Origin of the sequence: Pseudomonas sp. (assembly GCF_028293835.1) — a bacterium.
Classification (GTDB): Bacteria; Pseudomonadota; Gammaproteobacteria; order Pseudomonadales; family Pseudomonadaceae; genus Aquipseudomonas.
In genome coordinates, this window is the sequence record NZ_JAQGNX010000066.1 from 43,368 (window position 1) to 56,839 (window position 13,472).

14 protein-coding genes are annotated in these 13,472 nt (G+C 56.4%); 10 read left to right on the plus strand and 4 right to left on the minus strand.

All coding sequences use genetic code 11. The annotated features are described in order from the left end of the window. Positions 1 to 214: 214 nt before the first annotated feature. Entirely contained in the window at positions 215 to 1,207 is a 993-nt protein-coding gene (locus JWR17_RS07930; protein ID WP_299830018.1) for an NAD(P)/FAD-dependent oxidoreductase, read from the plus strand. A gap of 63 nt (positions 1,208 to 1,270) precedes the next feature. Here JWR17_RS07930 and JWR17_RS07935 read toward each other — a convergent pair whose 3' ends face one another. The 4 genes from JWR17_RS07935 to JWR17_RS07950 form a co-directional block, all read right to left on the minus strand. After that, a complete protein-coding gene (locus tag JWR17_RS07935) occupies positions 1,271 to 1,792 on the minus strand; it encodes a GNAT family N-acetyltransferase (RefSeq protein ID WP_299830020.1) in 522 nt (173 codons plus the stop codon). A gap of 73 nt (positions 1,793 to 1,865) precedes the next feature. Next, on the minus strand, positions 1,866 to 2,546 hold the full coding sequence (locus JWR17_RS07940; protein WP_299830022.1) for an HAD-IA family hydrolase: 681 nt from the start codon (positions 2,544 to 2,546) through the stop codon (positions 1,866 to 1,868). A 15-nt stretch (positions 2,547 to 2,561) separates the two neighbouring features. Next, a complete protein-coding gene (locus JWR17_RS07945) occupies positions 2,562 to 2,942 on the minus strand; it encodes a RidA family protein (RefSeq protein WP_299830024.1) in 381 nt (126 codons plus the stop codon). Between the two features lie 168 nt (positions 2,943 to 3,110). Then, positions 3,111 to 4,235: an alanine racemase gene (locus tag JWR17_RS07950; RefSeq protein WP_299830026.1), complete on the minus strand. Its 1,125-nt coding sequence runs from the start codon at positions 4,233 to 4,235 to the stop codon at positions 3,111 to 3,113. A gap of 87 nt (positions 4,236 to 4,322) precedes the next feature. On the opposite strand from JWR17_RS07950, the gene JWR17_RS07955 reads away from it, so the two are divergent. The 9 genes from JWR17_RS07955 to JWR17_RS07995 form a co-directional block, all read left to right on the plus strand. After that, a complete protein-coding gene (locus tag JWR17_RS07955) occupies positions 4,323 to 5,228 on the plus strand; it encodes a LysR family transcriptional regulator (protein WP_299830028.1) in 906 nt (301 codons plus the stop codon). Positions 5,229 to 5,502: 274 nt separating this feature from the next. After that, positions 5,503 to 6,594, plus strand: coding sequence for an iron-containing alcohol dehydrogenase PsrA (gene psrA, locus JWR17_RS07960; protein ID WP_299830030.1), 1,092 nt, complete (start codon positions 5,503 to 5,505; stop codon positions 6,592 to 6,594). A gap of 108 nt (positions 6,595 to 6,702) precedes the next feature. Further along, positions 6,703 to 7,998 carry an MFS transporter gene (locus JWR17_RS07965; RefSeq protein WP_299830032.1) on the plus strand — a complete coding sequence of 432 codons (1,296 nt, stop codon included), beginning with the start codon at positions 6,703 to 6,705 and terminating at the stop codon, positions 7,996 to 7,998. A gap of 53 nt (positions 7,999 to 8,051) precedes the next feature. Beyond that, positions 8,052 to 8,924, plus strand: coding sequence for a LysR substrate-binding domain-containing protein (locus JWR17_RS07970; RefSeq protein WP_299830034.1), 873 nt, complete (start codon positions 8,052 to 8,054; stop codon positions 8,922 to 8,924). An 88-nt stretch (positions 8,925 to 9,012) separates the two neighbouring features. Beyond that, a complete protein-coding gene (gene phnX / locus JWR17_RS07975) occupies positions 9,013 to 9,840 on the plus strand; it encodes a phosphonoacetaldehyde hydrolase (protein WP_299830037.1) in 828 nt (275 codons plus the stop codon). 208 nt (positions 9,841 to 10,048) lie between these two features. Further along, complete coding sequence (locus JWR17_RS07980) at positions 10,049 to 10,324, plus strand: metal/formaldehyde-sensitive transcriptional repressor (RefSeq protein ID WP_299830038.1); 276 nt, start codon at positions 10,049 to 10,051, stop codon at positions 10,322 to 10,324. 18 nt (positions 10,325 to 10,342) lie between these two features. Next, positions 10,343 to 11,281 (plus strand): CDF family Co(II)/Ni(II) efflux transporter DmeF, encoded by a 939-nt coding sequence (dmeF, locus tag JWR17_RS07985; protein WP_299830040.1) that lies wholly within the window; start codon positions 10,343 to 10,345, stop codon positions 11,279 to 11,281. A 105-nt stretch (positions 11,282 to 11,386) separates the two neighbouring features. Then, complete coding sequence (locus tag JWR17_RS07990; protein ID WP_299830049.1) at positions 11,387 to 11,896, plus strand: SDR family NAD(P)-dependent oxidoreductase; 510 nt, start codon at positions 11,387 to 11,389, stop codon at positions 11,894 to 11,896. A 445-nt stretch (positions 11,897 to 12,341) separates the two neighbouring features. Beyond that, a partial coding sequence (locus JWR17_RS07995; RefSeq protein WP_299830042.1) for an aminotransferase class V-fold PLP-dependent enzyme occupies positions 12,342 to 13,472 on the plus strand: 1,131 nt, incomplete at its 3' end.

A 13,472-nucleotide genomic window follows, 5' to 3' on the forward strand; every position in this document is an offset into this window, starting at 1 on the left:
AGGAGCCTATATGAGGGACCGTAGCGTTGATGAACCCGTTCCCCATCAACGACAGCGCCGTACCAGCCAGTGGGTCGTACGCAAGGCGCCACGCTGATGGAAAGTTACGATGCGGTAATGATCCGGGCCCAAAATCAAAGCCACTTGTCGACCGGAAAGACTTTTTGCAGCTAGCTCCTGTCACTGCTCAATGTTGAGTTGGAGGGAAAGAGGCATGTCTTTAGATGCTCATGAATACGCCGATCTGTTTGATCAGCCTGAATCAGCCTCCGTTGAGGCGGGACATGTCGATCTCGATTGCCTCGTTATCGGCGCTGGCCCGGCCGGGCTGACCTCCGCTATTTATCTAAGCCGCTTCCATCGCAAGGTGCTGGTGGCGGACGGCGGACGGAGCCGCGCCAGCTTGATTCCGCTCTCCCATAATTATCCAGGCTTTCCCCCCGGCGTATCCGGTAATGACTTGCTCGCCCGGTTGCGTGAGCAAGCCCGGCGTTACGGCGCGTTGATCGAATCCGGGCGCGTCGAGGAGCTGACGACCGATCACATGGGCTTCGTAGCGCAACTCAACGGCCGGGCAGTGCGTGCCCGTCGTGTGGTTCTGGCCACCGGCATCATAGACATCCTCCCCCGGATGAACGGCGCTTACGATGCGGTTGCGCAAACCATGGTCCGCTTATGCGCGATATGCGATGGCTACGAGGTTAACGGCGATAACGTTGCGGTATACGGGGAAGCGCACTGTGCTATCAATCACGCGTTGTTTTTGCGCAGTTTCACTGATCGGGTAACCGTGCTGGTGCATGGAGACGGCCAAGCCTGTGAGGAGGCGGTTACGGTGGCACGGCATGCGGGGATAACCCTCATCAGTGACCGAGTCGAGCATATTGAAATCAGCAACGGCCAAGTGAAGTTAACAACGTGCGAAAGTGAGACTCATTGCTTCGACATTGTTTACCCTTCGTTGGGCTCGCAAGTTTGTTCTGAGATGGCGGTGGCCCTAGGCGCCGAAACGACTGAGCAAGGCGCCCTTATCGTCGACGCCCACCAAAGCACGTCTATTCCAGGCTTGTATGCGGTAGGTGATGTTGTGGATTCGCTCAAGCAAATCAGCGTTGCCACGGGGCAAGCCGCAATCTGCGCGACGGCCGTGCACAACAGCCTTGAAGTGCGGCTTTGGGAGCGTGAGCGGGATGAGGTAGCGACCTGAAAGGTGGCGCTTGCTGCCATGATTTCGTGGAACAATCAGGTCGTCCCTGGTAGCTTTTCGGCTTTAAAGATGGGTGCGATTGGCTTGAAAGATAAGACTTGGCGGTTGTCCCGCGACGTCATCCAAGGTGTCGATACGCTGCATGCCGATCTTTTCCAAAACGCGGATGGAAGCTAAATGGTTTGGCCTGACCACGGCGAAGATCTCTGGAATTTCCAGCTCTACGAAACCGAAATCCAGCGCGGCCTCGCTTAACTCAGTCGCATAACCGCGCCCCCAAGCCGGGGCAGCAAACCGGTAACCAAGGTTAAGGCGATCAACGTCGAGATACTTACGAGTATCTATTCCGCCAAAGCCGATCACGATCTCGGGGGCATCACGGGTCCTGATCGTCCATTGCCCATAACCCTTTGTAATCCAGTGTTTCATCCACGCCTCAAGTAGAGACTGGGCTTGGTTGATATCCGTCAGCGGGCCGGAAGGATTGAATTGATTTGTTGCGGGATCGCCGTAGATGGAAAAAAGGCTGACCAAGTCCTCCGATGTCGGCCGCCTTAGAATCAATCGAGTGGTCGTTCGATGCATAATTTTCTAACTTCCTGGCTGGAGACTACATGCGCATTTGGCCCAAACTATAGCGGTTTGGTGGTAATACGCTTTACGACTTCGACGCGATACGCGACAGGTCCGCCGCCAGAGTATCCAGAGTCGGCCTTGTGACCAAGGCGGCCGGGGCACCTTCTGGGGCAGCCAAGCCAATCCGGTTATGCCAGATCGTTGGCAGGCCCACCTTCTGCGTCCCGAACAGGTCGTAGGCAGAACCCGCCACAAACACCGCATTTGCCGGTGCAACGCCCAGGGTTTCCAAGGCGAGACGATAAGGCGCAGGGTCCGGCTTGTAGAACCCGGCCTTCTCTGACGTGATAACCACATCGAATGGTACCCCCATCAGGTCTGCAGCACGGCGGCCAAGCTTCTCCGAGCAGTTAGTGACAATGCCCAATTTATAGTGCGGTTTCAGTGCGGCTAGCACCGCCTTGGCTTCAACCCAAGGTTGCAGTTCGTCCCAGCGTCGTTCCAGTTCGGCAGCGGCCTGACTGCCCAGCCCTACCTCGATGGCCGCTTCTTCGACCAAGGTTTCATAAGGCCGATACGTGCCACAGCCATAGGTCGCCTTGAGGTACGCCATGCGCCATGTACGCCCCATCCGCTCAGAACCGGCCACTGAATTCCACAGCGTCCAGGAGTCCAGCAAGGCCGTCAGCAGATCGAATAGCACAAGCTCCACAGGGGCCGAAGGTTGAGTATGGAGCGGGCTTGCAGGGTTAGTTGAAGTCATTGCTGTTGGTCCTGTTCAGGGTTGTGGAATTTCAGCTACGGCCGTGATTTCCACCAATGCTCCATGGTGGAGTTCACCACAGGGAATGATCGCCCGCGACGGTCTATGCCCGCCCATCAACGCCGCGTACAGGGCGTTGACGGTCGGCCAGTGCTGAACGTCATTAATGAATATCTGCACGTTAACCACGTTTGCCAAGGACGTATGGGCGGCCTGAAGAACTGCCTCGACATTGGCCATGGCCTGAATGAACTGGGCCTCTATGCCTTCGGGAAAAGTGCTCGAAGTCAGGCTGAACGGCAACTGGCCAGACACGAACAACAAGGGCCCCGAGGCCATGCCATGGGAATAATGACCGCCCGGCGCAGGCAGTTTGTTTGAAGTGATGATTTCCATTGATGCCTTCCATTTAACGATTGGAATAGAGTTGGCCCCACATGCTTCATGACTGCGCAACAGTCTCTACAGCGTGAACGGCGTCAACATCGGTATGACCTTCCCACTGCGAGACCGAGGCCGTCGCACTGTGCGATAGATAGGCGGCAGTCATAAAAGCAATGATGTTTACCAGCCCGCAATGCGTGACCAGTAACCGAGGTGGCGTCCCTCGGTCAGGACGTGATAACCGGCATGTTGTGCCGAAGTGGCGCAAGCATGGTTGGGCAGGATGCGCAATTGAGTGCCCACGGGCAGTTCGCTGGCCGGCTCAAGATTTCCGGAGCGCGAGGAAATGATCCCGTGTTCCTGGTTGGCCGCCGTGACGATCAGGTCGCCAATAGGTTGCCCGGCCAGATCACAGACGATGCCATAGCCCTGGTCCTCGCTCTGCTTTGCGGTGCCCCGGTCCCGGGAAAGGGCCATCCAGCCGGCGTCGACAATGGTCCAGCCTTTTTCCCGCTGGTGGCCGATAACGGTAGTCAGCACCGAGACGGCAATGTCCTGCACCTGGCAAACGCCCAACCCCGCCATCACCAGATCGAAGAAGGCGAACACCCCGGCCCGGACTTCCGTAATACCAGACAAGTCCTGGGTAAACAGCGCCGTGGGCGTCGAGCCGATACTGATGATTGCCAGTTCGAACCCTGCCCCTTCAAGCAACTGCGCGGCATCGACCACGGCGGCACGTTCCTGCCGGGCATAGGCTTCGATTTCAGCGATGGAGCGGCTGTCGTAGGAGTTGCCGGCGTGGGTCATGACGCCGCTGACCGTCACACCGCTGGCACGCAGCAACCGAGCAATGTCTAGCAGCAGCGGCGACCGGGCAGGGATACCTGAACGATGACCATCACAATCGACCTCCAGCAATACCTCGAAGGTCTGCTCATGGGTGCGAGCGAAGTCGGCCAGCAACCGGGCACTTTCCAGGTTGTCCAGTACCAGCTTCAAGGCCGCGCCCTGTTCGATCAGTAGTGCGGCGTGGGCAAACTTGTTGGGGGCGATGCTGACGCCATACAGAATGTCAGTGAAGCCGGCGGCCAAAAAGAAGTCCGCTTCACGCAAAGTCGACACTGTGATCGGACCGCGCCCACCTACAAACAAGCGTTCGGTCACTTCCAGAGATTTGTTGGTTTTGACGTGGGGCCGCAATACCACATCAAACGGTGCCAGCTTGTTACGCATGCGCAGGATGTTCGCGTCCAGACGATCAATGTCCAGTAACAGCGTGGGGGTTTCGACTAGTTCTGCCATTTGTGCTCTCCAGTAATGACGCTATTCTAAGGCATCAAAACCGGCGTGAACTTTAATCTCCCTAACTCATAGATTCAGTAAAAATTAATGAACGATGCATTCGATATTCGCTTTCTACTGGTCATTCGTGAGAGCACCAGCCTGTTGGAGGCGTCGCGCAAGCTCGGCCTCACACCCTCGGCGGTCACTCAGCGATTGCAGCAGATGGAAAAGAAACTGGGCATCCGCCTGCTGGATCGATCCGCTCGGCAATTGCGCTTTACCGACGAAGGCGAGTTGCTGTGCCTGCGCGGAAGCGAGCTGGTCCAGCAATTCGACGCGCTACTGGAGGACCTCCATGAGCGGCGTAGCGGCTTCGTCGGCAAGCTGAAAATTAACGCGCCCTTCGGTTTCGGTAGGCGGTATGTGGCGCCAGCGGCCGCCGCCTTTCAACGCCAGCATCCAGAGGTCGAGATTGCCCTGACCCTGTCCGATCAACCCATGGTCGAGGTCAGCGACCGCTTTGATGTAGTGGTCCATATCGGCGAGCTGCGCGCCTCCAATCTGGTGTGCCATGCCATTGCACCCAATCGTCGTTTTATCTGCGCCTCACCGGCTTTTATCGAACGGCACGGCCTGCCCGACAGCCCCGAACACCTGGCTGCGCTGCCTTGTATCGCACTGCGCGAGAACAATGAAGACGTGACGCTGTGGCACTTCACCCGCGCGCGTAAAACCCATAGTGTGCGCATTCACCCGAGCCTGAGTTGCAATGACGGCAGCGTGATCCGGCACTGGGGCTGCGAGGGGCAAGGCATCATCCTGCGCTCCGAATGGGACGTCGCCGACGCCTTGGGCGACGGGACCCTGGTGCGGCTGCTGCCTGCCTGGAAGCTGCCAGATGCCGATGTCGTAGCCTTGACCCACCACCGTGAAGGGCTGCCTGCACGGACTCGCAATTTCATGGGATTTTTGCAGGAATCATTCCGGCCTGTGCCGCCCTGGCGCGTTTGAACCGACGGCTGTTCAGCACCTGACGGCCCCTGCTGGCCGGCGCTTGCCAACTATCTGTAACAGACGCCGGATAAAAGGGCACAGCATTTTCAGCCTACACACGCAGAAACAGCCCTGCCTGCCGCCACCCCCCTCGCGAGTGGCTATCGAAGACCGCTTTCGTGCCAACTCGTATCGGCTCAGCCGATTCAAACCCGCGATTTATCGATTTGAGCTACGGTCGATGGACAGTGAATATGGGGACACTTCCAACAATAAGAACAAGAGGCCCATCATGACTGTCCGATTTCATAACCCAGTTGATACCCGATTTGGCTGGGGCAGCCTTCAAGAGCTTGCTGCTATTACCGACAACCAGAAGGTTGCCTTGGTGACCTTTCCCGAAGCTCGTGGGCTCGGACTGGTTGATCGAATTAAGGATTTGCTGGGCGATCGTCTGGTTTATTTGATAGAGGATGTCCAACCCAATCCTGACGTGGCTCAATTGCGCAATACCTATGAGCGCTTTTGGCAAGAGGCCGGAGATTGCCACACGGTAATCGCTGTGGGCGGTGGCAGTGCGATTGATACGGCCAAGGCGCTGATCGTGGGCACCGAGTCTGGCAGCTTCGATGAGCTGCTGGCCTTACTGGCAACCGGTAAACCTTTCGTCCCGGCGCGCAGCAAATTACTGATTGCTGCGCCGACCACTGCAGGAACGGGGAGCGAAGTTACCCCTTGGGCTACCATTTGGGACACTGCGAACCATAAGAAATACTCCCTGCATCTGGACTGCACCTGGCCAACGGTCGCCATCGTCGATCCGGAGTTGATGCTGACGGTTCCGGCCGGTGTCACCGTCTCAACGGGTCTGGATGCCTTGTCTCATGCCCTGGAATCGATCTGGAACATCAATGCCAACCCGATTTCGGACACCTTCGCTATCTCAGCCATAGAGGACATTCTGGAATGCCTGCCGTTGCTGCGACGCGATTTGTCCAACAAAGAACTGCGTTCCCGGATGGCCTTGGCCGCACTCAAAGCTGGACTGGCTTTCTCCAATACCAAAACGGCGCTCGCCCACTCCATTTCCTACGAGATGACCCTGCGCCACGGCCTACCCCATGGCATCGCTTGCTCCTTTACCCTGCCACTGGTCCTGGGCCTGGCCTGGGGTCATGACGAAACGCGCGACCGGACACTGCAACGAATTTTCGGCAATGACGTGCACAAGGCCCAGGCTCAGTTGCGCGAATTCCTGCATAGCCTGGAAGTGAAGACCGAGTTTGCTGACTATGGCGTGACGGCAATAGAGGCCGAGGCGATGATCAGTTTCGCCATGCAAGGCGCCCGAGGTAAGAACTTCATTGGCTCGCAAGCCGCCTAGGGCGCCCCTGCCCTGCTAACCCGCCGTGCCAGTTTCCTGCTGCACCCTCAAAGAGTGCACCTCTACGACCCCGGTCGGAGGGGAACGAACAATAATAAGGAAAACATCATGAATCGTGCCGAAACGCTGTCCGGTCTTGCAGCCCACACTTCATCGTTCCGAGTGGCCCAGTGGCGTATGCTTCTGGCCGCCATGTTCTGTTATTTGTTCTTCTATACCGGTCGGCAGACGTTCGGATTCGCGATTCCGGGCATCCAGGCTGAGTTTGGCTTGAGCAAGGAAACCCTCGGCTGGGCATCAGCAGCCATGCTCTGGTCCTATGCCATTGGCCAAGCCATCAACGGTAACCTGGCCGACAAATTCGGTGGCCGCCGCATCATGACCCTTGGCGCCGTTCTGTCCTGTGCCGCCAACTGGGTGACGAGTTTCTCCGGCGGCTTTACCAGCCTGATCCTGCCATGGGGTATCAACGGTTACTTCCAGGCGTTGGGATGGGCACCCGGTAGCCGATTAATTTCCAATTGGTGGAGCGCTGGCGAGCGCGGCAAGGTCTACGGCTTTTACGTGTTCGCCGCAGGTTGCGCGTCTGTACTTTCTTACGTCACCTCAATCGTTGTGCTTGAAGTACTGCACCTGGAGTGGCGCTGGATCTTCCGGTTGCCAGTGTTACTGATGTTGGCGGGGGGCATTATTTTCTATCTGGTAGCCCGTGACCGCCCGCAAGACCTCGGCTTTGAGCCCCTGGGGGACACCGGCGTGGCCCACGTCGATGACAAAGACAAGGAAGTGGCACACGGTCAGATCGAAACGTCGGCGCAACGCTACAAAGCGGTACTGAAGAACGTTCGCCTGATCATCGCAGCCGTGTCACTGGGTTTTCAGAACGCCGCGCGCTACGGCCTGATTGTCTGGGTACCGGTGCACTTTCTGGGAGCCAATTGGACGAAAGGTGACAGCATGGTCGATCCGAAATGGATCACCGTTGCCCTCCCGGTTGGCATGGCAATCGGCGCCCTCAGCAACGGTTGGGTATCGGACAAACTGTTCGGCTCCAAACGCTACCTGGCCATCATGCTCTACATGGTCCTCGGCGCAGCAACCAGCCTGTGGATGTGGAGCCTTCCTCCTCACAGCACCATCGGCCTTCTGGCGTTGTTCCTCTGCGGCTTCTTTGTTTACGGCCCTGCCACCAGCTTCTGGGCACTGTGTCCCGACCTGGTCGGCTCCAAGCGTGCCGGCACGGCAACCGGTGTGATGAACTTCTCGTCCTACCTGTTCGCAGGCCTGGCCGAACCCCTGATCGGCAACTTGCTTGACACCACCGGGAATACGTCTCTCATCTTTATTGTGGTGACAACGGCTTGTCTGTCCAGCGCTGTGGTTGCGCTGTTCATCAAGCGTTGAGTGCCAGGAGCAGAGGCTTGCATTGAACGCGACGACTCAGCAATAGGATCTTTATGTACCAGTACCACAAATGGCTACGTTCCTTTCACGCGGTGGCGAAAACCGGAAGCTTCACCCTTGCCGCCGATTACCTGAGTGTCGGCCAGCCCACTGTCAGCGAGCAGGTCAGCGCGCTAGAGAAAAAGTTTTCCGTAGAACTTTTTCATCGTCGAGGCCGCTTCATCGAAATGAGTTCTGCTGGACAAAAGCTCTATGCGATCACCCAGGGTTTATTCGGCCAAGAGGACGAAGCCTTGCAACTTCTTCACAGTTTCAAACAGCGCAAAACGGGCATGTTGCGATTAGGCGCGGTCTCTCCTCCCGTGGCGATGAACCTGACGTATCAGCTGATGCAGCGCCATCCCGACATCGAACTGGAAACGTCGTTCTCCTCTGAAAGAGAAACCCTGGAGCGACTGTTCAACTTCGATATTGATGTGGCCATTCTTGCCCTCTCCGAATTCGACCAGCGTTTCGAGACTCAACTTTACCAACGCTACCCCATTATTGGCGTCGTCCGCGAAGACCACCCTTGGGCACGGCAGAAAGAGGTACAGGTTGAGGAAATCAGTGCAGAGAAATGGGTGCTTCGTGAACAAAGCTCACGAACCCGTCAGTTGGTGGAAGAAAGCTGTAAGCGCCTCGACGTCGCTCTGAACTGCGTGATGCAGTTGAACAGTCGTGAAGCCATCGTCCATGCCATTACCAAAGGCATAGGACTCGGTTTCGTGTCTGGCGTCGAATACGCTGAGACGCCAGGGACCACACCCATCACGTTTGTCGATCACCCGTTCTTTATCGACTATCACCTGTGCTGCCTCGGTATTCGCAGAAACCGGCCGATGATTGCGGAGTTGTTCGACGTAAGTCCAATCCCGACAACCTGATTACGCTACGCCTGAAAACAACAGACTGGCTTGCTTCTTCCTTACGAGGAGGACGGCCTGCCGACAACTTGAAAATGGAGATTTAGCTATGTACTACAAACAACCCACTCAACTGCAAGCTGTGATTCTGGACTGGGCAGGCACCGTCGTCGATTTCGGCTCCTTCGCGCCGACCCAGATTTTTGTCGAGGCGTTCGCCGAGTTCGACGTGCAAGTCTCCATTGAGGAAGCGCGGGGGCCAATGGGCATGGGCAAGTGGGATCACATCCGAACCTTATGCAACCTCCCCGCCGTCAGCGAGCGTTATAAAAAAGCCTTCGGCCGCACCCCCACCGACGATGACGTCACCGCTATCTACAACCGCTTCATGCCCCTGCAGATCGAAAAAATCGCCGCCCACTCGGCCCTCATTCCGGGAGCGTTATCCACCATCAATGGGTTGCGCGACAACGGTTTGAAGATTGGCTCCTGCTCCGGCTACCCGGCAGTGGTCATGGCAAAGGTCGTCGAGCTGGCCGAACAAAATGGCTACGTCGCCGACCACGTAGTGGCTACTGACGAGGTGCCGAATGGTCGCCCATACCCGGCCCAGGCGTTAGCCAATGTGATCGCCCTAGGGATCAGCGATGTGGCGAGTTGCGTCAAGGTCGACGATACGGTGCCGGGCATTCTCGAAGGTCGCAGCGCCGGTATGTGGACCGTTGCACTGGTGTGTTCTGGCAATGCGCTCGGCCTTACCTACGAAGAGTATCAAGCCTTGAGCCAGGAAAATCTGGCCAGTGAGCGCACACGCATCCATGCCTTGTTTGCAGGGTCCCGCCCCCACTACCTGATCGACACCATCAACGACTTGCCGTCCGTCATCGCCGACATTGACCGCCGCCTGGCAGCTGGAGAAGTACCTCAGGCGTCATGATCCAACCGGTAATGCGTCGGAACATAGAAGCGCCTGATGAGTGATCATCAGGTGCTTGATTGCGTAAATTGCCCAGTCTCCCTCGAACGGGTTGGGCTTCCATGGGAATTCGACTTCAGACTTATCGCTCCGATTTTCCAATGCCCGGCAAGGTTGCATAGGAAGTCGTGGGTATGCCACCATCCGGTATAGGTAAGGGGGGTATACCATGGGTCATATTGCTTTAAACAAAGACAACCTGATCAAGCGCGTGAAGCGTATCGCTGGGCTGATTCAGGCCATTGAAAAAGCGTTGGAGTCAGACCACGACTGCGACAAGACCCTGCATTTGGTTGCTGGAGCGCGTGGGGCCATCAACGGGTTGATGGAGGAGATAATCGAGGACCATGCCAGGGAGCACGTGGCGAATCCCGCACTTACCGAGCAAGAGCGCAACAAGGGCGTCGAAGAGCTTTTAGAAGCCATCCGCCGCTACTCCAAATGACCACGCAGGCATCCGCTCATGAATATCAGTAACAGCCAGCCACACGATCACGTGTTCCTTGGATCGGCCCATGAAGAAAACGCGAAACGCACCCTGTGGGTAGTAATGCTCACGGTCGTGATGATGATTGGGGAAATTGCGGCTGGTTATATTACAGGCTCCATGGCCCTGCTCGCCGACGGTTTTCATATGGCGACCCATGCGGGCGCGCTAAGCATCGCAGCCGCCGCCTATTCATATGCCAGGCGCAACGCTACCAATCCCCGTTATAGCTTCGGTACCGGCAAAGTTGGAGATCTGGGCGGGTTTGCCTCGGCTCTTATCCTGGGGCTGGTTTCGCTGGGCATCGGCGTAGAGTCGGTAATACGCTTACTTCAGCCTGCCCAGGTGCAATTTGGTACGGCCACACTTATCGCCTGTGTCGGATTGTTGGTTAACATCGTGAGCGCGCTGTTGCTTGGGCACGGGCATAGCCACGAGCACGACCACGACCATGGTCATGACCACAGCCATCATGGAAACGATAACAACCTGAGATCCGCTTATGTTCACGTCATCGCCGATGCCCTGACGTCTGTTCTTGCCATAGCAGCACTGCTAGCGGGACGGTATCTGGGTTGGGTCTGGCTGGATCCGGCCATGGGTATTGTAGGAGCCATCGTTATCGCTCGTTGGTCCTGGAGTTTGATGAGAGCGACCGCAAGCGTCCTGCTGGATCAGACTGATGAGCACGTCGCTGAGGAAATACGTGATCTGGTTGAACAACCCGGCGATGCCACTATCACAGACCTGCACGTTTGGCGGGTAGGCCCTGAGGCGCATGCGGCCATTGTCAGTGTCTTAGGCAACTCAACCTTGGATGGAGATACCATTCGTGAGCGCCTGAAACCTGTCCATGAAGTGAGCCATCTCACCGTAGAGTTTCGTCGTGTCACGTCGGCTATCGCCCTCCAGTAAGTAGGTCACTCGCTTATTGACGGCGTTTCGGTCCTTCTCAGAATCTTCCGATAAAGGAGCTAACATGACCAACGAGTACGCAACCGAAGATAAGCCTGGCGGCGAATTCTTGAGGTCAATCTTTGGGGTGTAATTAATGGCGTCCACGCCTTTGCTCAGGCCATGTTGGAGCAAGGCTCACCGGGCGCGATTATCAACACCGGTTCGAAACAAGGAATCACCAACCCGCCAGGCGTTCCCGCCTACGGGACAGCCAAGGCGGCTGTAAAGACGATGACCGAACAGCTTGCCCACGGCTTGCGCGAAGAAAAAGCCCAAGTCACGGCGCATCTTTTGGTCCCCGGTTGGACCTTTACGGGGATGTCCAATGCTCCGGATGGGCAGCAGCCCAAAGGCGGTTGGCTTCCTGAGCAGGTAGTTGAGCGGATGATCAACAGCGTGGATGACGGCGACTTCTATATCATTTGTCCTGATGATGCGGTTTCGCCGGAGTTGGATGCTGCCCGCATCCAATGGAGTGCAGGTGACATCATAGAGAATAGGCCAGCCTTGTCGCGGTGGGATGCGGCGTGGACGGAACGCTTCGAAGCATTCATTAAAGGTAACAATTCATAATTTCGCTTCGCCTTTATCGGCAATGGAAGTTTGGATGCGCCCGCTGTTCACTCGCGTAGCAAGCCTGCAAAACGCTTGGACTGCTACGCGGTAGTAACGACCAGGAGCGGCGTACCTTTCAATCCATCACTGACAAGCTGCTATCGGGCCAGAGCCGCCGCTACCCAATGACTGCCTATGTATGCACGATTTATCCAGTATTCCTCACTAAACTTTCCCTTGCCAAGTGCCTCAACGACCAATGCAATTGCTGCCTTCGCAGCTCCCAAGGTATCAGCCCATCTCGGGTTGGCAGGCGAAGAAACCTGAGTCTCAGATGGCTCGCAATGGCTACCTTAGTTTCCGTGCCGTCATGTTTGCATTCCTAAAGTGACAACGAACCAAGCCGGTGGCTTTGGTAACGTGAGTCATCGAAATAAAGTTTATAAAAACGGAAGGCAGGCATATGCAAATCAGTAATTCTTTTCGCCTCGGAAGCCCGGAAGTATTTCCGCCAGCAGAGCGTCATATCTACCTTGATGCGGCGTCGGTCGGGCTTAGTCATAAGGGCGGAGCCGAAGCGATTTCGAAATGGCAAAACGCACTCGCCGAAGAGGGCACGATTGCGTTTGACGAACAGGCGGAAGTCGATTGCCTCGATAATCTCAATGAGGCGTCTGCCCGACTCTTCAACGCAACCGTAAATGATATTGCGATTGCATCCAGCGAAACAGTTCTGATGCAATCATTAGCTTGGGCGGTGATGCCAGCCAAAGGCAGCAAGATAGTCGCAACTGGAATTACACACCCGTCCACGATTTATCCCTGGATGCGGGTGTGTGAGCATACCGGCGCTCAGATGCATTGGGTGCGAGCCGATGAACGTCAGGTGATCGATCCCGATGAGCTCGAGGCCAGCATCGATGACAACACGTCTGTCGTCTGCTTAAGCCACGTCGAGTACGGCACGGGACAGCGATATGATCTGCGGCGACTTGCTGACAAGGCTCACAAGCACGGGGCAATTCTGGTCGTCGACGCCACTCAATCAGCCGGTCAGATTGAAATCGACGTGAGCTGCGGCGTCGATGCGGTCGCTACTTCTACCTACAAATGGCTGTGTGGGCCATTTGGTACGGGCGTAATGTATGTCTCGCCGAAGCTACAGACGCTTAACCCCGGTATCGTCGGTTGGCGCAGTCATATAAACATGTGGGATTTCCAGGCTGATCGAATGGAGCTAGCGCCTAACGCGAAACGTTACGAATTTGGGACCATGGCGTACGGCACAGCCTACGGTGCCACAGAGGCGGTCCGCCACATTCTTGATACCGGTATTGACCAAATAGAAGCGCATAACCGCCGCATATCGAAGCGTTTGATTGCTGGTCTCCAAGACCTCGGGGCTGAGGTGCTGGGCCCGCAGGCGGATAATCATCGCTCCGCCACCGTAGCAGCGCGCTTCCCTGGCAAAGACAGCGGAGACTTTGCCAAAACGCTTAAATCAGCCAATGTCATCGCCTCCCTGCGTCGAGATTTCATCCGCTTTTCACCCCACTATTACAACAACATCGACGATATCGATCAGGGACTAAAT